A 19,227-nucleotide genomic window follows, 5' to 3' on the forward strand; every position below is an offset into this window, starting at 1 on the left:
TCACCGTTTCAAATAGACCACGCCAATAAGACCGCTACCAGCACTGCTGGCGGCTCAGGGTGGCAGCCACAACGAGGGCCAACCACGACTACAAGAAAGCTATGCAAACTATTGTCAAGGATACTTAAAGTATCGTCAAGAGTCCCAGTCTTACTTTTCCGAAGAAGTTGGGTAAGAATGGTTGCATGCCTAGGATTACGCAGCCTCACGACGCCGCATGGTCCGCGGACGTCGAGGCCGCCGTCGCGACCTTTGGCAACAGATCACGCAATGAGATCCTGCGGTACCTTTCAGCCCACGGTCCGGCAACGCGTGGAGACATCGTGGAAGCGGTGAGCGCCGGCGAGCCAAGCGTAGCCAAACACCTGCTGGCCCTCGAGGAGTCCGGCGCCATCGTGGTCGATGTGGAACCAGGGCGGCGGCATGGCCGCTCGCCGCGGTATTCAGCCAACCCCGGCCGGATCAAGGAGCTATTGGCGGCTCATCTTCAGTATCTTCTGGAGGACTAGCAGCAGCCTCTTGACCGCCCGGATGGCGGCCGATGTCCTTGTTTAGGTACTCAGAAATAACCCGCAGAGTCTCCGGGGATACGTCTCCTAATGCGCGAGCGGCGAAGGACTTCACCCTAGCTGCACGGAGCGACTTCACGAACTCCAGCTGCGAATCGATGCGCTCAGGCAGCTCGGCGTCATCGCCGACGAGGTAGGAGGGGTCTACGTTGAAGATGTTGCACAAACCCGCCAGCAGCACCGGGTCACTGACGAGGCGCCCTGTCCCCTCTTTCATGTAGAACCAGCGGGCACGGGACAACTTGATGCCCTTGGCCTCGAGTTCAGCCTGGACCTCCCGGAAAGTCACGGGCTTCCCGCGTTCAGCAACGACGACGTCGAGCAACAGATTCAGGCGACGGGCAAGCTGGGCTTGGGGAGACAACGTGCCATCGCGACCTGCCTCGTCCATCCGCATTGCCCACCCCTCAATCAGCTACATAGGGTCGGCCGCCCGGTCAGGTGCTGCGACTTCCCTCCGCCCCAGTATTCCGTGAGTCCCCCGGCGCGGCAATCAATTGCTCTATACGACGGTCCAGACCGGTCATGAGAAGAAGCTGTGCCGAACGGGGCGCGGGAAGAATGCGGTTCTCAGGAGCCACCGTACCTGGGCCCCCATCCAAGAGATCCATTGGGAGCACCCTATTCACGTCCATGTGGTAGCAAACCTCGGTCAGCACGAAATTCGACGTGTTCGGCCATTGAACCGTACTCCCAGTACCGCTCAGCGCGGAGTATCGAGGCGGCTTCGGCGAACGCTTTAATCTGCGGGTGATCTTGCATGGCACTCTCCAATCTCCAATTGAAGCTTCATTTGCGTCATCGGGCTCTTCCAACATGACCTCCTGCGGCGTAGCCTGCTTCTGTAGACCCGTCTACAGAAGCAATTACTTCACTATTCCTCAGGTTGTGGTCTCCATGTCGAGCATCTTGATGAACCGAACGCGAAGTCGAATCATCCGTTTCCTGCTCAGGAACGGCCCCTCAACCTGCAGCCAGATCGGCAGAGAACTCCGCGTGTCGCCGTCGAGCGTCCGCAGGCAACTCCTCCTGCTGCGTGACGCCGGCTTGGTGGAACACTCATCAGCCCGGTTCAGAGCCTCCCCCGATCGCGTGCAGGGCCACGCCGCGGCCCTGGCAGGCACCTTCCAAGATGCGTCATGCCGTCCAGATACCCTGCTCCCATGAACAAGGAACAGAATTTGCCCTGAGCCGGCAACTACGACGGAGAGCCTCATGACCACCACCCCAGAAAGCAACAGCACCGTGGAAAACCCGGACGAGCAGTGGCTGACCCCGAAGGAGATCTGCAATCAGCTGCAGATTCCAGAGCAAACGTTCTATCAGTGGCGGGTCAAACACCTGGGACCGCGCGCCTACCGTATCGGCAGACACTTGCGGATCAGCCGGACCGACTACGACTCTTGGCTGTCCTCCCGACTGGAAGCCTAGATGTCTCCACGACCTCCGCTGCCGCTCGGCACGTGGGGGAAGATTCGCCGCCAGAAGGTCCCCAGCGGCCGGTGGCGCGCCACTGCCAGATACCGGGATACCGACGGCGTGACACGTGCGGCTGAAGCCTGGGGAGACACCGGCGCCGCAGCAGAGCGGGCACTCGTTACCATGCTGAAGGACCGGCAAACGCCGCTCCACTCCGAGATTTCCCGCAGCATGCGTCTGTCCGAGCTCAGCACGCTTTGGTTCGCCGAAATCGAAAGCAATGGCCGGGCGGGGCGCCGCACGATCGACGGCTACAAAGACACCTACAACCGAGTCATCGCTCCCGCTCTTTCCGGACTGCGACTCAACGAACTTACGACCGGCAGGCTAGATCGATTCCTGAAGAACGTTGCCATTGACCATCCAGCCACCGCGCGTCATTCGAAGATAGTCCTCACGGGAATCATCGGGCTGGCCGTCCGCCACGATGCCCTCCACAGCAATCCGATCCGGGACGTCGGGCCAATCAAGATCGCAACGAAGAACGTCAAGGCTCTTTCCGTCAAAGACGTCCAGAAACTGCGGACTGTCATTGGCAACTGGCAGGCTGACCCCACCCATCAAGGACGGCCACGTGCAACAGATCTGCTCGATGTCCTGGATGTCTTCCTGGCGACCGGCGCCCGCATTGGGGAGGTTCTTGCCATTCGCTGGCAGGACATCGACCTTCTAGCTGAGCCGCCCACGATCACAATCTCCGGAACTGTCGTCATGGAAAGAGGCCGCGGCGCCTACCGACAAGACCACCCGAAGACAAAAGCCGGCTTCAGGACCATGAAGCTGCCCCCGTTTGCCGTCCAAACACTCAAGCGCAAGTATGCAACCGAGCAACCCACACCCGAAGACATGTTGTTCCCGTCCGCCGCGGGAACCGTGCGCAGCCCCCACAACTTCCGCAGACAATGGCGCGACGCACGTGCTGGATCCGACTATGAATGGGTCACTCCGCATGTCTTCCGAAAGTCTGTGGCTACCCTCATTGATCGGGAGTACAGTTCCAAGCACGCCGCGGCGCAGCTCGGCCATTCTGGGACAGCCATTACTGAAAAGCACTACATTGCCAAGTCAACGGAATCCCCTGACCTCACCGACGCACTCGAGCGATTCGGGAGCCAAGAACCTGACAAACCGTCCCACCTCCTAAGGACCAGTGCAAACATTCCGCGTGGCTAGGTGCCGCACAATGGCCGCCGCCGGCGGCGGACGATAGGTTTGCTCCACGCTGGCGCGGCCTGGAGCCCCACCAACCAATCGGTCACCACGAGATGACACGGCGCGTTGAAGATCGCCACACGCGCCCACGGTGACGAGGTCCAAGTCTCCGCGACTTTCGAGCGCCCGGGCGCCCTGCCCGTCACGCCGAACATCCAAAGCCTGCCCGAATCGCTCGGCTTTTTGGAGTCTCCGGCCGCGTCTAGTCTAGTCCTCCGAGGGCCCGGGACCATCGAGAACAATCGCGGTCGTGGCAACGGATTGCATGCGTTCGATACCGCGACGGGCCTCGGCACGCGAGGCGAACCCGTCCCAGCCCGCCAGAATCTCACCGTCGGCGGACCGTAGGACGAACCTGAATCCCCCAGCCTTCACTCTTTGTATTTCATAGCTGGCTTGCATGTGGTGACCTTACTTCTCGTCGCGGGGCTGCCTATGGCAAAGCCAACGGCGTGGGCCTCGGACGAAAGCGATGACGAAGCGACCTGAATTTTCATCGGAGATCTGCGGGTAGCCGGCCGCCAGTGAGTGGGCTGACTGGCGCTTCGGATACCCCGCACGGGCGTCGGTGGATGCGTTGATTCCTACGCTGGTTGGCCGACGAGGCCGGCCATTTCGTCAGCGTCCGAGCAGTGAACATGTCAATCTGAACGGAGCCCGGCATGGCGGCCAGATCGCTAGCACACCACGACTTGCCAAACACTCGGGGAAGGCCCGTGGGCATCCGTGCGTTAGAAGTGAAGATCATGGGCTTCCTATGTTTCCGATGCTCGACATGCAAGGCTTCATGCCATGGGAAAGCCGTTGGTATTCAGAAATGACCCTATTGCCGGGCTGAGTCTCGTCCGTGGTTCTGCTGTTCTTCTCTCTCTCGCGCTAGCGGCTACTGGGTGCACCTCTGAAAGCCCGTTAGCTGCTTCCGCTCAGCCATCAACGACCACGGCTAAATGTGCATCGCCCTCACGAATTGTAAAAAGTGCTGTCAACGGTACCGAAGTTGAGGGTTCGTCCGAGGACGGAATCACGCTGTATGGCCAGGTCCAGTCGGAAGGGTTCCTTCTGGCCTCTGAAACTGAAATTAAGATTGTTTGGCGCATCAGCGGCTCGGGTCAGCCAGCCGTGACGGTAACCTCTCCCGGCGGCGGCGAATCAAGTCTGGCATGGGGTCCTGAATTCCACTCATCAAGCAACTACGCCCGCCCTGGCGATGAATACAGTACTGCTCTGCTACTTGACCAGCCAGGATGCTGGAATATCAAATTCACCAGGGACGCCCGAACAGCTAATGTTTGGCTGCAGGTCGGCACCTGATCCGCAGCGGTTCGCGGGCCTGTTGGTGCTCTAGGGGGCTGCCTGCCGGGCGAATGTGGCAGCGAGCCGATAGAATTTTGCGCGGTTCTACCCATTTTCTGTTCCTGATAGGTGATCAGTACTACCGAGGAAGCAACGTACTGCACGTGACGCTGACTGACGTGAGGCTCCCCGGCATCCCCCGGCACTGCTGTCACGGCATGCGTCCCCGACTCTATAGACCAGAGCCTGCTGCCCTCGTCTTCCAGCAGCTTCAGGGAGTCCGCAAGAGAGTCATCCAGCATGGTTTGAAGCGCCATCATTGCTTCGGCGATGGTGAGGCAGCCATCCGTGGCTACGACAAGTGACTGGGTTTTCGTCATGAGAGTTTGCCTTCGATCGGGCCGGCCGAATAGGCCGCGCGGCATGATGATCAATGTGTTTGGAGAGGCTTTTTCGGCAGCCGTTTTGGACCTACGTTCTGGCTCCGTGCTCCGCACGGGGCAGACAGAACCGCAGGGGTCGGGGAAAGCACATCGTTGCGTGCTTGTCGGGCGCGGCACGTCCCGCCCGCCAATCGACTGACGGCAATTCCGGTTTACGTCCTGCTGATAGACAATTGCACGAGCGAGCACGTCACGGACGCCGCAGCGCTCGTGGGGACAGCAAGCCGAAGGGGATGTATTTCCGGCGCCGAACCCACCGCGATGCCACGGTGGCCCACCTGCAGATCATCTGCTGTGGCTCGTAGTGGAGGTCGATCCCGATAAACAAGATCAGGATGAACGCATCCTTCACCCCGAGCCGACACAAGCGCACTGGACTCCACGCTCTGTACGCCCGCGGCCTGATCCTTCGACATGGACTCCAGATGGCGGTCGGACTGCCGCTGCGCCCCGTCGAAAGGTTCCTGGACGATCTGGGACGCATCGGCCAAGGCAACGGTTTGCGCGCCATGGTGATCGGACCCAGGCAGACCACCAAGACACATTGCAGCGAGCCCACCGCAAACTAGCACGAGTGCAAGCACAACGGATACAGCCTGCCGGGGCATTAAGCCACGACGCCGGCTGTAGATCCCCGGGTGCCGGATCAAGTTCGCTCCCCCTCTGCTCGCCAAGTGAGGCCAGACTACCGACCGATCAGCGCCGAAGTCACCCTTACGCGCTGACATGACACCTCTACACTGCATGAAGACGTCGCCAGAGATCGTCCTTGGCAGTGCACTCAGGATCCGCGCAACAGTCCCCTCACGAGCGGTGCTTTGCCCAAAGCTGTACGCTCGACACTCTCAACCACCTGGACGTCCAGCTGCGTCCCCACCACGCCCGATGACGTGAGGGCGGCGACCAATTCGGCGTGGACCCGCTCAACGGAGTGATCCCTCGCCAGGCCGACGAGGAGCACGCGCAGCGCGGAGGGTTCCTGGATGACCTGCCACCCCGCGACCGCGGCCTTGTCCAGGACATTGTGAAATACATTCGGGTGGACACTGACAGGGCCCTGCCGTCCGGGTAAGAGCAGGACGTCCTCCACCCGCCCCTCCACCGTCTGCAACAAAGCGAAGGACCGGCCGCACGGACAGCCCCGTCCGCCGAGTCCTACCCTGTCGGACATTTCGTAGCGAATGAGCGGAAGCGTTCGTGAGAACAGGACCGTCACCAGCAGCCGGGCGCCGACGGTCCCCATCGGTACCGGCGCCCCGGCCTGATCGACAGGTTCAACGATCACCAGGTCCTCGTACACGTGACTCTTCCGGTAGATACACGGGGACGCGATGCCTGCCGTCTCGGTGGCTGCGTAGACGTCGAACGGCCGGCTGCCCCAGGCGGCTTCCATTTCGGCCGCCGCCTGGGCGCTGAGCACTTCGGAGGCAGACATCACGGCCTCGGGCGCGACGTCCAGCCTGCCGGCGCGCTGTTCGGCGGCCAGGGGCCGCAGGGCGGAGGCATAACCGACCAGGCTCCTGGGCTGGAAGTCGTTGAGGGCCGCGACTGTTTCTTTCATGGGGGCAGTCACGTCGAGGCGGAGGGTCGGAACCATGCGGGAGCGCAAAGAGGCCCCGACGACGGCGGACTGGTGCGTCGGGACACGGGAGCTGACCACTGCGACTTTCAGGGGGTGGCTTAGCCCGGCGGAAATTCCGGCCCAGTCATTGGCGCGGGCGTATGAGGCCAGGACGGTGGTCCACTCGGACCGGTCCCAGATGAAGGTTCCACGGCGGCCGGTCGTGCCCGCCGTCGCGGCAGCCCACCATCGCCCTTTCCACGGGATGCCCGGGTCCCCGCCGGATTCGCTCAAAGTCTGCAGATGGTGCTCCACATCTGCCAGTCTCAGACCGGGCACAGTCACCGCCTGATCGAAGTTCGCCATCAGCTCCGCCTTCGTCACCACCGGCAACTGCTCCAACGGGGCATCCAGCAGACCTGCGTGATGCCTTCGATAGAACTCCGATCCCGAGTACGCCACCCGGCGCAGTTCCCGCAGAGCCTTTTCCTGATGCTCGGCGATCTGGACGGCATCCCAGCGGTCTCTGCCGCGCCAGGCAAACCGCAGGCCCAGCAGGCGTGAGAGCATGGCGATGTCCATGGCCGTTACATCCTGGCGCCGCGGGTACGCCCGCCCCCGGAAGGGAACCGCGGTTGAGTCGTGCAAAGCATTCGCTGTTCCAGCATCCCGACCTCTGATCGACTGTGACATGACGGGCGACGGCGGTGGCAGTTCTCGGGATTGCCGGCCACCTCACCCGCCGTGTGGCCTCATCCTAACGCCGTGTGTGGCCCGACAAGCCGGGCACAACGGCCCGTCATCCGGGACGGCCTCAACGGACGCGGCAGCCGGACAGCGCCGGGCGTCTGGGCGCGTGGAGGACTTCGGCCTCTAGCGGCAGGCCACGGCCGGCCTGAGAATCGGAATATCAATGGTCTTAGGCGAAAGGGCGCCGCTCATGATGTGGGGCTACGGCACAAATATGGTCTGGATGTGGCTTTGGGGCGTCCTCCTGCTCGTTGGGGTAGCGCTGCTGGTACTGGTCGCGGTGCGCATGTTTGCCGGAGGCGGGAGTCACGGCGGGATGCAGGGGCCGCCGGGGCCCTACCCGGGTAGGAGCCGGGCCCGACAGATCCTCGATGAACGCTTCGCCCGGGGTGAGCTCACTGCGGAGCAATACCGCGAGCAGCTAAAGGTTCTCGGCGAGGACCAGTAGTGCGCCCAATGAGCCGCCGTAACGCGCTCCTGATCGGAGGCCTCGGTACGGTTGGCATAGCCGCCGGCAGTGCCGGGCTCTGGTGGACGTTCAGTTCCCGTTTCTCCCCCGTAGCGGGCGGGGAATTCACTGAGCCGGACGAGCTGCGCAGCAGCAGCGGACGATTGCAGGTCCGGCTCGAAGCGTCGCCGGGCCTGGTGGAGCTCGGCGGCCAACGGGCATCGACGCTGGGCTACAACGGACGAGTCCCGGGCCCAACCCTGCATGTGCGGGCCGGGGATGTGCTCGCCATCGAGCTGGTCAACAGCATGGCGGTCCCGACCAACCTGCATGTCCACGGCCTCCACGTCTCGCCCCAGGGCAACGGTGACAACGTTTTCAATGTTGTCGAGCCGGGCCAGTCTTTCAGCTACGAGTACCGGCTCCCCGTCGACCACCCGCCCGGAGTGTACTGGTACCACCCGCACCATCACGGTATGGTGGCGGAGCAGATCTTCGCTGGCCTCTTCGGCATGATCATCGTCGAGGACACCGACCCGCCGGCCACCAGCCGGGAACGCATCATGGTCATCTCCGACATCACCCTGGACGGGTCCGGAACCGTCTCCGACGCCTCTCCCATGGACCGGATGCTCGGCCGGGAAGGTGAACTTGTCCTGGTCAACGGACAAAGCAACCCGAAGCTCTCCGCCCGGCCGGGAGAACGTGAGCGGTGGCGCATCGTGAACACCTGCGTGGCCCGCTACCTGCGGCTGCGCCTGGACGGGCAGCAGATGCAGCTCCTCGGCATGGATTCCGGCCGCTACCCCACCCCCGGCAACGCGGACGAGCTGCTGCTGGCGCCGGGCAACCGTGCCGACGTCCTGGTCACGGCCGTAGCGGGCGATGCCACCCTCAGAGCCGTCTACTACAACCGTGGCAGCATGGCCGGCATGATGGGCCCGGCAGGACCCGCCTCCAACGGCGGCCAGGGCACAGGGGACATCGTGCTGGCGACCCTCTCGGTATCCGGCGCCCCGGCTGCGTCCCCTCCGCCCGTACCGACCCTGCCTGCACCGGCAGACCTGAGGACCGCCGTCGTTGCCGCACACAGACAGCTGACCCTCGCCGCCCCCGGCGGCATGGGGATGGGGATGGGAATGATGAGCTTCACCATCAACGGCCGCGAATTCAACGCAAGCCGGACCGACACCACGGTGGCCGCGCAGACGGTGGAGGAATGGACCCTGGTCAATCCCAGCCCGATGGACCACCCTTTTCACCTTCACGTCTGGCCGATGCAGGTCATCGAGGACCGGGGCGGTCAGACGCCGGGTCCGCCCCTCTGGCGGGACGTCGTCAACATACCCGCCAACGGACAGGTCAAGGTCAGGATCAACTTCAAGGATTTCACCGGCCGCTCCGTGTACCACTGCCATATCCTGGACCACGAGGACCAGGGAATGATGGGAGTCATCGAAGTCCGCTAGGTACCGGCATCAAGAATCCGAGGACGGTCCGGCCAACGCCCAGCCTGTAGCCTTAAGCTGTCGAAGGTCCGTCACCGCCATCCGGAGGGAGAACGCCATGGCCACAGCTTTCATGAGTCATGCCGCAGCCGCCCTTCGCCGCGGACTCCTGCTGCTGGGCGTGCTTGCCATCGTGGCCGGCTTCCTCGGGATGCACATCATGACCGGAATGCATAGCGCCCATGCCATGATCGCGGTGACGTCCGCCACGCACGAGACGACCACCAGCCTCACCTCCCACCCCGCGGCCCATGCCCCGCAAGCCGGCACAACGACTCATGACTCCATGGCCCCGGCCCCCATGACCACAGCAAGTAGCGAGCTGGCGGGCCACAGCGCAGCGGCTGCACCGTCGGCGTCGTGCGTGTGCCAATCGAGCTGCACCGACCCCGCGTCGATGCACTCTGCCTGTGTGCCATCTGCGGCCGTAACATCCCTGGCCGCTCCCCCACCGGGCATGGCGCCGGCGTCAATCCACACCCCGGACCCGCGCGGAAACGACGCCGTCCGGACCTACTCCTATCTACCCGCAAGTCCTTCGCCGGGCGATCTGTCCATCAGCCGGACGTAAGACTGGACCGTGCCGTGTCATGCCCGGCGCCCCACTTACCCGACACGTTCCCACCCGGTATTCCCGAAGCACGGGCGTGTCATCCGCAGGCGTACAACAACGCCGATTTGATGATCGAAGGACTTACCACCGTGAAGAAGACCCTGACCATTTCTGCCCTCGGCATCGCCGCCGCCATCACCCTGGCCGGCTGCGCCGGCACCTCCGGAAGCACACCCACCAGCACCATGCCGGGCATGGGCAGCGGCGGCATGGGCATGTCGTCAAGCTCAGCCCCCGCAACCGCGGACCACAACGCGGCGGACACCATGTTCACCCAGGGGATGATCCCGCACCACGCCCAGGCCGTGGAAATGAGCGACATGATGCTCAAGAAGCAGGGCATGGATGCGCGGATCACCGCGCTCGCCTCCAAGATCAAGGCCGCACAGGCACCCGAAATCGAGCAGATGACGGGCTGGCTCAAGACCTGGAACGAACCCACCCAGATGGCGTCCGGCCATGGGATGGGCGACGGGATGATGGGTGATGACGACCTGAAGACGCTTGACGCGGCCCAGGGCACCGCAGCGGCCAAGCTGTTCCTGACCGGGATGATTGCCCACCACGAGGGCGCCGTGATGATGGCCAAGACTGAAATCAGCCAGGGCAAGAACCCCGACGCCATCCAGCTGAGCAAGTCGATCGTGACTTCCCAGGAAGCTGAAATCCAGGAAATGAAAACCCTGCTGGCAAGCCTCTAGCAGCAATCAGGCCCCGGTCCGACATCGGATCGGGGCCTCCCCCGGATTAACCCGCCACCCCCTGGAGCTCACCTTGATTGCCTCATCCCTCCTACTCTCCCGGGCAGCAGCCACTGTCGCGGCCGCCGGGCTCATCGTGTCCCTGGCCGGCTGCACCCCGGGCACCACCAACCCCGCGTCATCCGCCCCCGCGAAGAGCGCCTTCGGGCTTCCCAGCGCCCACGTCCACGGCATGGCCGTCAACGACCAGACCGGACAGATCCTTCTCGCCACGCACGAAGGCCTGTTTGACATCTCCCGCACCCCCGGCACCAAAATCGGCCCGGCCATTGACCTAATGGGCTTCACCACCGGACACGACGACGGGATCTACTACGCCTCCGGGCATCCCGGCCCGGACTCCCCCCTGCCCAACCCGCTCGGCCTGATCAAATCCGGCGACGGCGGCAAGACCTGGGAACAACTCTCCCGGCAACGCGAGTCAGACTTCCACACCCTGACGACAACGAAACGCGGCATCGTGGCCTTCGACGGAACACTGATGACCAGCCCGGACGGCAAGAACTGGACAACGGTAGCCGCCGGCTTCACCCCGGCAGTCCTGGCAGGAAACGCCCACAACGACACCGTGCTGGCCACGACCCCGCAAGGCCTCCAAAGATCCACCGACGCAGGATCCACCTGGACACTGAACAAGTCCGCCCCGGTCGTGCAATACGCCGCATTCGCCAGCACCAACGACGTCATCGGCGTCCAACCCGACGGCAGCGTCCAGGTCTCCGCAGACAGCGGGGCCACCTGGTCCAGGAAGGGACACATCAGCGGAAGCGTCCAGGCAATAGCAGCGGTCAAGAAAGAGGACGGCGCTCTCCGGATCTGGGCGGCCACGGACGCCGGGGTCGAAACCTCGGCCGACGGCGGCGCTACCTTCGCCCCCTACCAACCCGGCTGACCCGATCAGCGGGCTCCCGCCGGCTGCGTGGTCGATGCGCCCGTCCGAGTGAGCGGAGGCTGTGGCCGTTCGGCACCGACGGCAGGACTGATTGTGTGAAGTATTTGCGGTCCCAACCGGCGGACTCAGGGGCGTTGCGACGGCTCGTCTAATCGGGACTGACGTCGCCTTCTTCGGAGGAATCATTCAGAACGGAATTAGTGCGCGAGATTCGTGCTCATAGCATTCCCTCTAGGAGGACAAACGTGAACAACGACAAGCCAGACCCGACGGGAGTCTCCCCGGTCATGTCGTGGATGTTGCTCTTAGCTGGTCTGGGGCTGGTAGCGCTTGGCATGTTTGAGCTCGTCGCAGAGGGCAGGCCATTCCCGGGAACATACAACGTGGTAGTGGGAGTCCTTGGGGTTTCGCTCTCGGTTTGGATATTTCGACGAAGGCTGTGACTAAGAGATCGGATGTGAGCCGCCGGGCCACCGCTTGTCTTGGTTTGCGTACCGGAGGGGCAGCTGATTCCAGAGCGTGCCTCACCGTTCTTCGATGAACCCCGTGCCGGACCGCCAGCGCACGGACCGACAGGCCCTCGACCCGGGCGTCCCTTCGGATCTGCGCGAACAACACCACTCTCGACTCCATCCAGACCAGCCTTCCGCCGCATCCATCCACTGATGAATTCAACGTTGAAGGCGGGGCCACATATAACCGTCACAAATGCCCGGCGAGTCACGAAGTGGGGCCAGAGATAACCGTCCTACCGGGGCCATCCAAACCTGTCACAGCCAGTCCTTCGGATCTGCGCGAACAATTCCATTCTCGACTCCATCCAGACCAGCCTTCCGCCGCATCCATCCACTGATGAATCCAACGTTGAAGGCGGGGCCACATATACCGTCACGAGTTGCCCGGCGAGTCACGAGCTGGGGCCAGAAATAGCCTCCTACCGGGGCCATCCCAAACTTGCCACAGTCACAGGACCTTGCGGAAATGATAATCAGGCATATGTCAGACCCTTCCGCCCACGGTCAACGGGATCAGCAGAAGCCTTCAGGGCTGGATCTCCGGAATCCTGTTCATCCGGGGCGCCGTCATCGTCTTGATCGCCGCTCCGGCGCTCTATCTGATCACCGACCACTGGCTCCACGTCCTTGATGCCCTGCCGTGACTGTGGGTGGTACTCATGATGGGGATGCACAGGACGCCGCTTTGTAGGGATCCCACCGCATGCGGTCAGAGAGGCCTGCATCCTCAAGCGGTCAGCCGAAGTCATGCCCAGGGTCGGTTTTGGCGACGGGCCGCGGCGTACGGCGCCGGTCACGATGTGGGCTACGGGACCAACACGGGCTGAATGCGGCTATGGGACCTGTAGCAGGGGACATGCACGGGTATGCGATCCGGATGCCCGGTGCCGGAGCCAGCAGAGGCGGGTCTAGTGACCCGATGGGTGATCCGTTGTGTGGTCTACGCCCGGTACCGGCCCAGGGTTTAGGTCACCTCCGGTGCCGCTGATTGCCGGGCCGATGACAAATGCGGACAGCGCGAACATTGCGGCGAAGATCAGCAGCCCGATGGCGGGCGCGACCCAGGTTCCGAAGCGCCGGTACAGGCGCAGGAGCAGTGGGATTGAAGCGAGTAATCCCAGCGCGCCGAAAAATGCCGTGCCGCCCGACCCTGCGACGAGTGCCGTGCCGGCGAGAATCCCGACGTGATGCAGGACGTGAGGCAGGAGACCGACCGCGAAACCGATGACTGCGACGATAGAGTGCCAAAGAGCCTGCAACCGGCCACGCCACCTCCGTTGTTCCGTCGGATCGGCATCGGTACCGGAGGGCGGGACGCCAGACTCGTGCAAATGCTGGGAGTGATCATCGTCCATGGTTTCAAGTCCTTTCGTTTGTCCCTCGTGAGCTCAGAGGCCTGTCTAAGCGCGCTGCCGATTAGGCTCCTGCACTCCCACTAAACGCAGCTCCTACCGGCAGAACCGCAGAACCGGCGCTGGCTGCTTCCTTAACCCGCTCCGCGGCCGTCGTACGGGTCGCCTCCGAGTGCGCCCGGCCCACTCAGAGGACCTCGTCGACCGAAGATGTTATCCAACTTCGATGATTCCGGGCCTGGTCCTGACGACGAGCACGGCGCAGGCGGCATGGTGGACGACCTGCGTGGACACTGACCCGAGCAGCAGCCCGGTGAATCCTCCGTGGCCACGGGAACCAACGACAAGCAGGTCGGCGTCCTTGGAAGCATTTACAAGGACGGTGACTGTCGGCCCTTGGACGACGTTACCGGTGACGTTGACGCCTTCGGTGTCCACGCCCTTCAAAGTGTCGGTCTGCATTCTCCGGGCAGTCGGCTCGAAAATGTCAGGATCCCAGATTATCGCTTCCATCCCGGCGGTCTCGGGCGGATACTCCCAGGCGGTCACGGCCCGTACCTGTCCGTGGCGGAGACGGGCCTCCGTGATGGCCCATTCCAGAGCGAACCGTGATTCCGCCGAGCCGTCTACCCCGACCGCGATCCTGAATTTGTCTTTGCCGTCCATGATCTCCGCCGTCCATTGAGGTCCTGCCCGGCTGCCATCAGCCCGTATCGGTTTTCGGCGGCAAGGTACCTGATGAAGATTGCAATTAATGAAGATGTTATGCCGCTAGCTGGCCTGCCGGCGGCTCGTGATGTGAGGGGTCCCGATCAGGGTAGCCGCGGTTCCCGGCCGCGACGTGAAGTAGGATCCGCGGTTATCGGCGAGTGCTTCGTCGGCCCTTCAACGGCTCCGTTGCCCCTCGTGCTCATCGAGCCCCAAAGCATGCCTCTGAGCATGGCAAGTATCGCGCTCGTGCCGGCCCCGAGCGCCGCGGGCTGGTGTTCCGCCAAGGCTTGTTCGTCCGGTGCAGGATCCGGTCGCTGTTGCCCCGCGCCTGTCGGCTGGTACAACGGAATCGTAGTGATACGGCTGACCTCGGCTATGTTGGCCGTACCGGTGAAGACGGGCCCCGCAGACCATGCGATTACAGGCGTCAGCAGGAACCCGCTTTCGCGAAGGGCGATAGCGGGCAGAGTGCCCAGAATGTGCACGCTGTCGGGGTCCAAAGCGGTTTCCTCAGAGGCCTCGCGCAGTGCGGTAGCGGTCGGCCCGTGGTCGCCGGCTTCAGCAGCGCCCCCGGGGAAAACCAGCTGCCCGGGGTAGTTGGTTAGATCGGGTGCACGTTCAGTAAGGAGCACGGACGGGCCGTGTGGGCTGTCTGTGAGCAGCACAAGCACCGCCGCCTCCGTCAGTGTGACCGGGGTCGGCTGCCGGTTCGGTATTGGACGATCAGGTCCGGTCAGCCGGGCCAGAGTGTCGGCCCAAGGCGGCCGTACTGGGGTTCCGCGGTTCAGCTGGGTCCGGCCGGCATCGGAGTCCAGCCATTGCAGTTGTCCGGTTTGTACACGCAGCAGCCCCACCCCGGGAGCGGAGTTGGCCGGCTGCACCAGCCGGGTCAACTGCCCAAACCCCGGATGTCCGAACAATGCACGGGCGGGACGATGGACCGTCAGGTCAGTCGGCTCTGAGAAATCAGCGGGGTTGTTCGCTACCGCGACGAAGGCCTGCCCGGATCCGACGAGGTTCGCCACGGGGCCGCCAAAGGCGACGAGAGTGTCGCTCATTGCCGGGACCAGCAGGAGGTTGGCGCCCGATTCTGCCAATGCGTGCACGGCGTGGGGATTGAGCAGGTCCCGGCAGATCGCCAGCACCAGATGCCATCCGTCGTCACTGACGTGGATCCGCAGCTCGGGCCAGCCCTGGGGCTGGATATCTTCGTTGACTGGCCGGTCGGCCGGGGAATGCTTGTCTTGGGTCAACGGAGATTGAATGCCGCGCAGATACGCGATGGCTGTGTTACGCCGCCGCGGCGACCCGTCGTGGTCGTCGGCGTGATGGTAGCTTCCGGCGACGAGCATCATGGGCCCGCCGGTCCGGCAGGTCCAGCTCTGCAGGCAGGCGGCGAGGGACTCGGTGACGCACAGCTCGGGCAGCACAACAATGCTCGCGCCGTTTGCGACGGCTGCACTTATCAGCCGGTCTATTTCCTGATGCTGTTCGTCTTCATCTTTCGGGCGGACTGGGAAGGTTCGCCCGCTGACGTCGGCCGGAAAGTGGAACTCTGCCAGGGTGCGGTTGGGATGGCAGGTTGCCACGACGGTGTCACGATCTATTATCCCAGTGAGTTCGCGGGCATGGCTGTAGTCGAAGATGACTTGGAATTGGGTGGCCCATTCCCCGGCGAGCCGAACGTGACGTGTCTCATCCAGGCGGTTGGCCAGCCGCCACGGCGGGGAGGTCGCCGGCATTGCGGTCACATTCCGCAGATCGGGACTGTCCAGCGGGATAGGATCACCCACACCCGGCTGGTACGGGCTCCGGCGGCGAAAGGACTCGCGGAAGCTGTGGCTGTACCTTTGGTCCAAGAGTTCGGCCAGTAGCCGCGCCACCGCGACAGAGGGAAGGCCACCGTCTACGGTCAGCGCTGCCGCCAGTGCGCTGGCCACCTCAGCGCCCAGCTCGTGTTCGGTCGAGGCGACGGGCAGCACGACCCTGACGCCTGCCGTGGCCTGCTCCGCCCGTGCGCGGCAGCCGGCATCCTGCATCCGCTCCTGCAGTATGGGGTGCTCGTCCCGACACAGCTGCAGTAGATGAGTGAGGGCGACCAGTGGTTCTCGCTCGGCGGCGATGGCCGCTTGAATCGACGCCACCCGCTGTGGGAGTGGTGATGGCCGGGCAACGCATGAGGCACATTCCGCCATGGATGCGGGCCCGCCACCCCAGCGGACGTTAACCGTGCCGGGATCGTCGTCCGGGGCAAGGGCGCGCCTTGCGGTGTCCATCGCTTCCGCTTTGCAGTCGGGATCATTCATGACGCATCCTTCGAAGTGGCGGTTTCATCTCGCCGTGCCTGACAGGGTCGGATTGGCGGTGGAACCGTTCGGGCCAAGCCCGCCGGGGGTATTGGGGGCGGCAGGATCCGATCCGGCGTGAGGAATCGTGCTTGCTCATCGAGATAATCCCCCCGGGCGCCGTGAAGTCCAGACCAGATATGCGCCAAGCGCACTGCCCGCGCCCAGTCCGGCGCGCATAAATGGTTTCTCCCACCTGCCCCAACGTTCCTTGTCCCCCGTCGTCAGCGATCCGACACCTCCGATCAGGGCCGCAGCGATCATGCCTGCTACCAGACGGTTGCCGATGCGTTCCATCCGCCCGACCAGAGGTTCGAGCTCCGCGGCCCGTAAATGGACTTCCATGCCTCCTGTGTCCAGGGTATCCACGACGCGACGAAGTAATTCCGGCAGGTCCGCGGCCAGTTCGGCCGCGTCAGCACCGGCTGCGGCTATCCGCGTGGCCAGCTCCTTCGGTGCAAATCGGCTGAACATCAGCTTCTTCACATAGGGGGCCAGCACCTCGCCCAGATTAAATCCGGGATCCAATTCAACTCCGATGCCTTCTGCCATGATCATCATCTTCAGGAGCTTGGCCAGTTCCTGAGGCATCTGCAGGTGGTAAGTGCGCATCAGCGCGATCGCTTGGGTGATCAGCGGCCCGATTTCGATCTGACTTAGTTGGCGGCCTTCGTAGAGGGCAATAAACCGGGTGACGTCCGCGCGCAGCCGGCTGCGGTCCACAGGCTGCCTGGTTACGGAAAGGTCCAGCAAGGCGGAGCCCACACGGCCTGGGTCGCTCCGGACCAATGCAGTGAGCAGAACGCCCAGTTGGCCGCGCAGCTTGTCGCTCACCACGCCAACCATGCCGAAGTCGATGAGACCTATGCGACCGTCGGATTCAATGAACAGGTTTCCCGGATGCGGATCGGCATGGAAAAACCCGTCCTCGAAGACCATTTTGACTGCTGTGCCTGCGGACCGGGCAGCCAGCGCGGCACGGTCGATCCCTGCACGGTCCAGGCCCGTCAGATCATTGACCTTCATGCCCACAATCCGCTCCAGCGTCAGCACCCGGGATGTAGTCGTCTCCCAAAAGACGCGCGGAATATGAACTCCAGGATCGGAGGCAAAGTTCTCGGCGAATCGGTCCGCATTCCGCCCTTCCTGAAGGTAGTCGAGTTCTGCCCTCAGAGTCTGTGCAAACTCCGCGGCTATGCCGGGAAGATTGTAGTCGGCCGCCGCCTCCCACCGGTGGCTGATCTGGACCGCGAGGTTTTGCAGAATATCCAGGTCTGCCTCGATCGTGGGAATGACGTCGGGTCGTCGGACTTTTACGACGACGGGTGTTCCGTCGTGGAGGGTTGCCGCATGGGCCTGGCCGATTGAGGCACTCGCCAGGGGTTTGAGGGTGAAGTCCGCGAACACCTCGTCCGGCTCGAACCCGAGCTCGTCGCGGATTTGCTGCCGGATTGTTGCGCCCGGCACCGGCGGGGCGCCGTCTTGGAGTTTAGCCAACTCCGTCTGGTACCGGGGCGGCAGTAGGTCTGGCCGGGTGGAGAGTAGTTGGCCGAGCTTAATGAACGTCGGTCCGAGCTCTTCGAGGGCCAACCGCAAGTGGTCCGGATTCGTGTAGGGCTCGGGCCTGCGTTCATGGCCCATGAGCCCCTGGTGGAACGGCACCCACCGTTCCAGTCCGGTGATACCCACGAGGAAGCCCAGCCCGTGCCGGGCCAGAACCTCACTGATTTCCTGGTAGCGCTGGACTCGTAAGTTCGTTGTCATTGCCAGTTCCGATTTCTACGTGATTGTGGGGGGTGTCGAAGTGGAGCGGCGGGCCTCACGTTCCTGCACGGCTTGCATGCCATGCGGCGTGGCCGCGACCTACTGTCCACAGCAGTTTTCGGCCCTTTGCAGGAAGGCCTGTCTTCGGGGCAGTACAAGGACGAGCATGGACACCAGAACCAGGACCATGCCGGCCAAGCTCCAAGCATTCTGGCGTTCGCCCAAGACAACCATGGACAGCAGGATGCCGAACACCGGCACCAGGAAGGTCCATGCCGAGACCGCGTCCAGGCGGCAGTGCCGGACTTCCGTAAACCAACCGAGAAAGGCCGCGGCGGTGCCGACGAGAGAGACATACAGGAGGATCCCGATGAACTCCGGACTCCAGTTGATGGCCGGCGCCCCCTCCGTCAGCCCGGCCGTCAGTGCCAGTGCCGCTCCACCGATCACAAAATGCCAGGCGATTACCGGCAGAATATCTGCCTTGAGCTGTCGGGAGATCAGTGTTCCTGCGGTGATCGCCAAGGCCGCTGTGAGTGACAGCCACGCCCCGGTGCCGGTACCGCTGGGCAGGGCGACTGCCAACAGCCCTGCGAAACCTGTCCCCATCGCTGCCAGCGTCCGCGCGGACAAGCGCTCCTTGTAAATCCACCAGGCCGGAAGCACTATGAGCAAGGGCTGTGCATTGGCCAGGACCGAGGCGGTTCCTGTTGAGAGACCGGCCAGACCGCCGAACATGGCGCCGAATGCCACCGCGACGTTGACAATTCCCATCACAGTTATCAGAATCCAGGCCCGAATCCCGCGCGGCGTCGGTTCCCGCCGTAAACCTGCTGCCAGCAGCAGTGCCCCTCCGGCCATGAGCGCACGCAGGGCGGCAAACCACAGGGGCGGGGCGTCCTTCAGGCCGATGCTGATCGCCAGAAAGCAGGAACCCCAAGCGAACGTGATCCATAACATGCGCACCGGTTTGGGCCGACGCAGGGTTCCTTCCTGTCCGGCACTGGCTAC

Annotated in this window: 19 protein-coding genes; 11 read left to right on the forward strand and 8 right to left on the reverse strand. The window is 63.4% G+C overall.

Annotated features, from left to right (window positions below):
* Positions 1–185 precede the first annotated feature (185 nt).
* Entirely contained in the window at positions 186–509 is a 324-nt protein-coding gene (locus tag C9424_RS00135) for an ArsR/SmtB family transcription factor (RefSeq protein WP_116764974.1), read from the forward strand.
* Here C9424_RS00135 and C9424_RS00140 read toward each other — a convergent pair.
* Positions 463–966 carry a hypothetical protein gene (locus C9424_RS00140; RefSeq protein ID WP_237563219.1) on the reverse strand — a complete coding sequence of 168 codons (504 nt, stop codon included), beginning with the start codon at positions 964–966 and terminating at the stop codon, positions 463–465. The two genes, C9424_RS00135 and C9424_RS00140, sit on opposite strands and share 47 nt — an antisense overlap.
* A gap of 515 nt (positions 967–1,481) precedes the next feature.
* Here C9424_RS00140 and C9424_RS22180 point away from each other — a divergent pair.
* From C9424_RS22180 to C9424_RS00155, 3 genes are all read left to right on the forward strand, one after another.
* Entirely contained in the window at positions 1,482–1,736 is a 255-nt protein-coding gene (locus tag C9424_RS22180; RefSeq protein ID WP_442862005.1) for a helix-turn-helix domain-containing protein, read from the forward strand.
* A gap of 48 nt (positions 1,737–1,784) precedes the next feature.
* Complete coding sequence (locus tag C9424_RS00150; RefSeq protein WP_116764976.1) at positions 1,785–2,000, forward strand: helix-turn-helix transcriptional regulator; 216 nt, start codon at positions 1,785–1,787, stop codon at positions 1,998–2,000.
* 108 nt (positions 2,001–2,108) lie between these two features.
* Positions 2,109–3,221, forward strand: coding sequence for a tyrosine-type recombinase/integrase (locus C9424_RS00155; protein WP_161958183.1), 1,113 nt, complete (start codon positions 2,109–2,111; stop codon positions 3,219–3,221).
* 246 nt (positions 3,222–3,467) lie between these two features.
* On the opposite strand, the gene C9424_RS22185 is transcribed toward C9424_RS00155, so the two are convergent.
* Positions 3,468–3,662, reverse strand: a complete 195-nt coding sequence (locus C9424_RS22185; RefSeq protein ID WP_116764978.1) for a YegP family protein — start codon at positions 3,660–3,662, stop codon at positions 3,468–3,470.
* A 390-nt stretch (positions 3,663–4,052) separates the two neighbouring features.
* Here C9424_RS22185 and C9424_RS21250 point away from each other — a divergent pair, with 390 nt between their 5' ends.
* Positions 4,053–4,571: a hypothetical protein gene (locus C9424_RS21250; RefSeq protein WP_133247458.1), complete on the forward strand. Its 519-nt coding sequence runs from the start codon at positions 4,053–4,055 to the stop codon at positions 4,569–4,571.
* 760 nt (positions 4,572–5,331) lie between these two features.
* Positions 5,332–5,565, forward strand: coding sequence for a hypothetical protein (locus C9424_RS21255; protein ID WP_133247459.1), 234 nt, complete (start codon positions 5,332–5,334; stop codon positions 5,563–5,565).
* A 212-nt stretch (positions 5,566–5,777) separates the two neighbouring features.
* Here the strand turns inward: C9424_RS21255 and C9424_RS00170 are convergent, their stop codons facing one another.
* Positions 5,778–7,139, reverse strand: coding sequence for a phenylacetate--CoA ligase family protein (locus C9424_RS00170; protein WP_116764980.1), 1,362 nt, complete (start codon positions 7,137–7,139; stop codon positions 5,778–5,780).
* Positions 7,140–7,497: 358 nt separating this feature from the next.
* Here C9424_RS00170 and C9424_RS00175 point away from each other — a divergent pair, with 358 nt between their 5' ends.
* From C9424_RS00175 to C9424_RS00195, 5 genes are all read left to right on the forward strand, one after another.
* A complete protein-coding gene (locus C9424_RS00175; RefSeq protein WP_116765319.1) occupies positions 7,498–7,755 on the forward strand; it encodes an SHOCT domain-containing protein in 258 nt (85 codons plus the stop codon).
* Between the two features lie 8 nt (positions 7,756–7,763).
* Positions 7,764–9,224: a multicopper oxidase family protein gene (locus tag C9424_RS00180; RefSeq protein ID WP_116764981.1), complete on the forward strand. Its 1,461-nt coding sequence runs from the start codon at positions 7,764–7,766 to the stop codon at positions 9,222–9,224.
* 97 nt (positions 9,225–9,321) lie between these two features.
* A complete protein-coding gene (locus tag C9424_RS00185) occupies positions 9,322–9,834 on the forward strand; it encodes a hypothetical protein (protein ID WP_116764982.1) in 513 nt (170 codons plus the stop codon).
* Positions 9,835–9,944: 110 nt separating this feature from the next.
* Entirely contained in the window at positions 9,945–10,577 is a 633-nt protein-coding gene (locus C9424_RS00190; protein ID WP_202615717.1) for a DUF305 domain-containing protein, read from the forward strand.
* 73 nt (positions 10,578–10,650) lie between these two features.
* Positions 10,651–11,529 (forward strand): F510_1955 family glycosylhydrolase, encoded by an 879-nt coding sequence (locus C9424_RS00195; RefSeq protein WP_237563220.1) that lies wholly within the window; start codon positions 10,651–10,653, stop codon positions 11,527–11,529.
* A gap of 1,423 nt (positions 11,530–12,952) precedes the next feature.
* Here the strand turns inward: C9424_RS00195 and C9424_RS00205 are convergent.
* From C9424_RS00205 to C9424_RS00225, 5 genes are all read right to left on the reverse strand, one after another.
* On the reverse strand, positions 12,953–13,399 hold the full coding sequence (locus C9424_RS00205; RefSeq protein ID WP_116764984.1) for a hypothetical protein: 447 nt from the start codon (positions 13,397–13,399) through the stop codon (positions 12,953–12,955).
* Between the two features lie 210 nt (positions 13,400–13,609).
* Positions 13,610–14,062, reverse strand: coding sequence for a universal stress protein (locus C9424_RS00210; RefSeq protein WP_116764985.1), 453 nt, complete (start codon positions 14,060–14,062; stop codon positions 13,610–13,612).
* Positions 14,063–14,208: 146 nt separating this feature from the next.
* The gene (locus C9424_RS00215) at positions 14,209–16,413 is read right to left on the reverse strand and encodes an NUDIX domain-containing protein (protein ID WP_202615718.1); all 2,205 of its coding nucleotides are present in this window, start codon (positions 16,411–16,413) and stop codon (positions 14,209–14,211) included.
* A 135-nt stretch (positions 16,414–16,548) separates the two neighbouring features.
* The gene (locus tag C9424_RS00220; protein WP_237563221.1) at positions 16,549–18,042 is read right to left on the reverse strand and encodes an ABC1 kinase family protein; all 1,494 of its coding nucleotides are present in this window, start codon (positions 18,040–18,042) and stop codon (positions 16,549–16,551) included.
* Positions 18,043–18,315: 273 nt separating this feature from the next.
* Positions 18,316–19,176, reverse strand: a complete 861-nt coding sequence (locus tag C9424_RS00225) for a DMT family transporter (protein ID WP_116764987.1) — start codon at positions 19,174–19,176, stop codon at positions 18,316–18,318.
* Positions 19,177–19,227: the final 51 nt, after the last annotated feature.

It is taken from the genome of Arthrobacter sp. H-02-3, assembly GCF_003097355.1.
Taxonomy (GTDB): domain Bacteria; phylum Actinomycetota; class Actinomycetes; order Actinomycetales; family Micrococcaceae; genus Arthrobacter; species Arthrobacter humicola.

Coding starts and splice junctions, on each gene's coding strand:
- C9424_RS00140 (WP_237563219.1), bottom strand. CDS start 966: ATGCGGATGGACGAGGCAGGTCGCGATGGCACGTTGTCTCCCCAAGCC.
- C9424_RS00190 (WP_202615717.1), top strand. CDS start 9,945: ATGATCGAAGGACTTACCACCGTGAAGAAGACCCTGACCATTTCTGCC.
- C9424_RS00175 (WP_116765319.1), top strand. CDS start 7,498: ATGATGTGGGGCTACGGCACAAATATGGTCTGGATGTGGCTTTGGGGC.
- C9424_RS22185 (WP_116764978.1), bottom strand. CDS start 3,662: ATGCAAGCCAGCTATGAAATACAAAGAGTGAAGGCTGGGGGATTCAGG.
- C9424_RS00180 (WP_116764981.1), top strand. CDS start 7,764: ATGAGCCGCCGTAACGCGCTCCTGATCGGAGGCCTCGGTACGGTTGGC.
- C9424_RS00210 (WP_116764985.1), bottom strand. CDS start 14,062: ATGGACGGCAAAGACAAATTCAGGATCGCGGTCGGGGTAGACGGCTCG.
- C9424_RS00215 (WP_202615718.1), bottom strand. CDS start 16,413: ATGAATGATCCCGACTGCAAAGCGGAAGCGATGGACACCGCAAGGCGC.
- C9424_RS21255 (WP_133247459.1), top strand. CDS start 5,332: ATGAACGCATCCTTCACCCCGAGCCGACACAAGCGCACTGGACTCCAC.
- C9424_RS00185 (WP_116764982.1), top strand. CDS start 9,322: ATGGCCACAGCTTTCATGAGTCATGCCGCAGCCGCCCTTCGCCGCGGA.
- C9424_RS00135 (WP_116764974.1), top strand. CDS start 186: ATGCCTAGGATTACGCAGCCTCACGACGCCGCATGGTCCGCGGACGTC.
- C9424_RS00170 (WP_116764980.1), bottom strand. CDS start 7,139: ATGGACATCGCCATGCTCTCACGCCTGCTGGGCCTGCGGTTTGCCTGG.
- C9424_RS00150 (WP_116764976.1), top strand. CDS start 1,785: ATGACCACCACCCCAGAAAGCAACAGCACCGTGGAAAACCCGGACGAG.
- C9424_RS00205 (WP_116764984.1), bottom strand. CDS start 13,399: ATGGACGATGATCACTCCCAGCATTTGCACGAGTCTGGCGTCCCGCCC.
- C9424_RS22180 (WP_442862005.1), top strand. CDS start 1,482: ATGAACCGAACGCGAAGTCGAATCATCCGTTTCCTGCTCAGGAACGGC.
- C9424_RS00225 (WP_116764987.1), bottom strand. CDS start 19,176: ATGTTATGGATCACGTTCGCTTGGGGTTCCTGCTTTCTGGCGATCAGC.
- C9424_RS21250 (WP_133247458.1), top strand. CDS start 4,053: ATGGGAAAGCCGTTGGTATTCAGAAATGACCCTATTGCCGGGCTGAGT.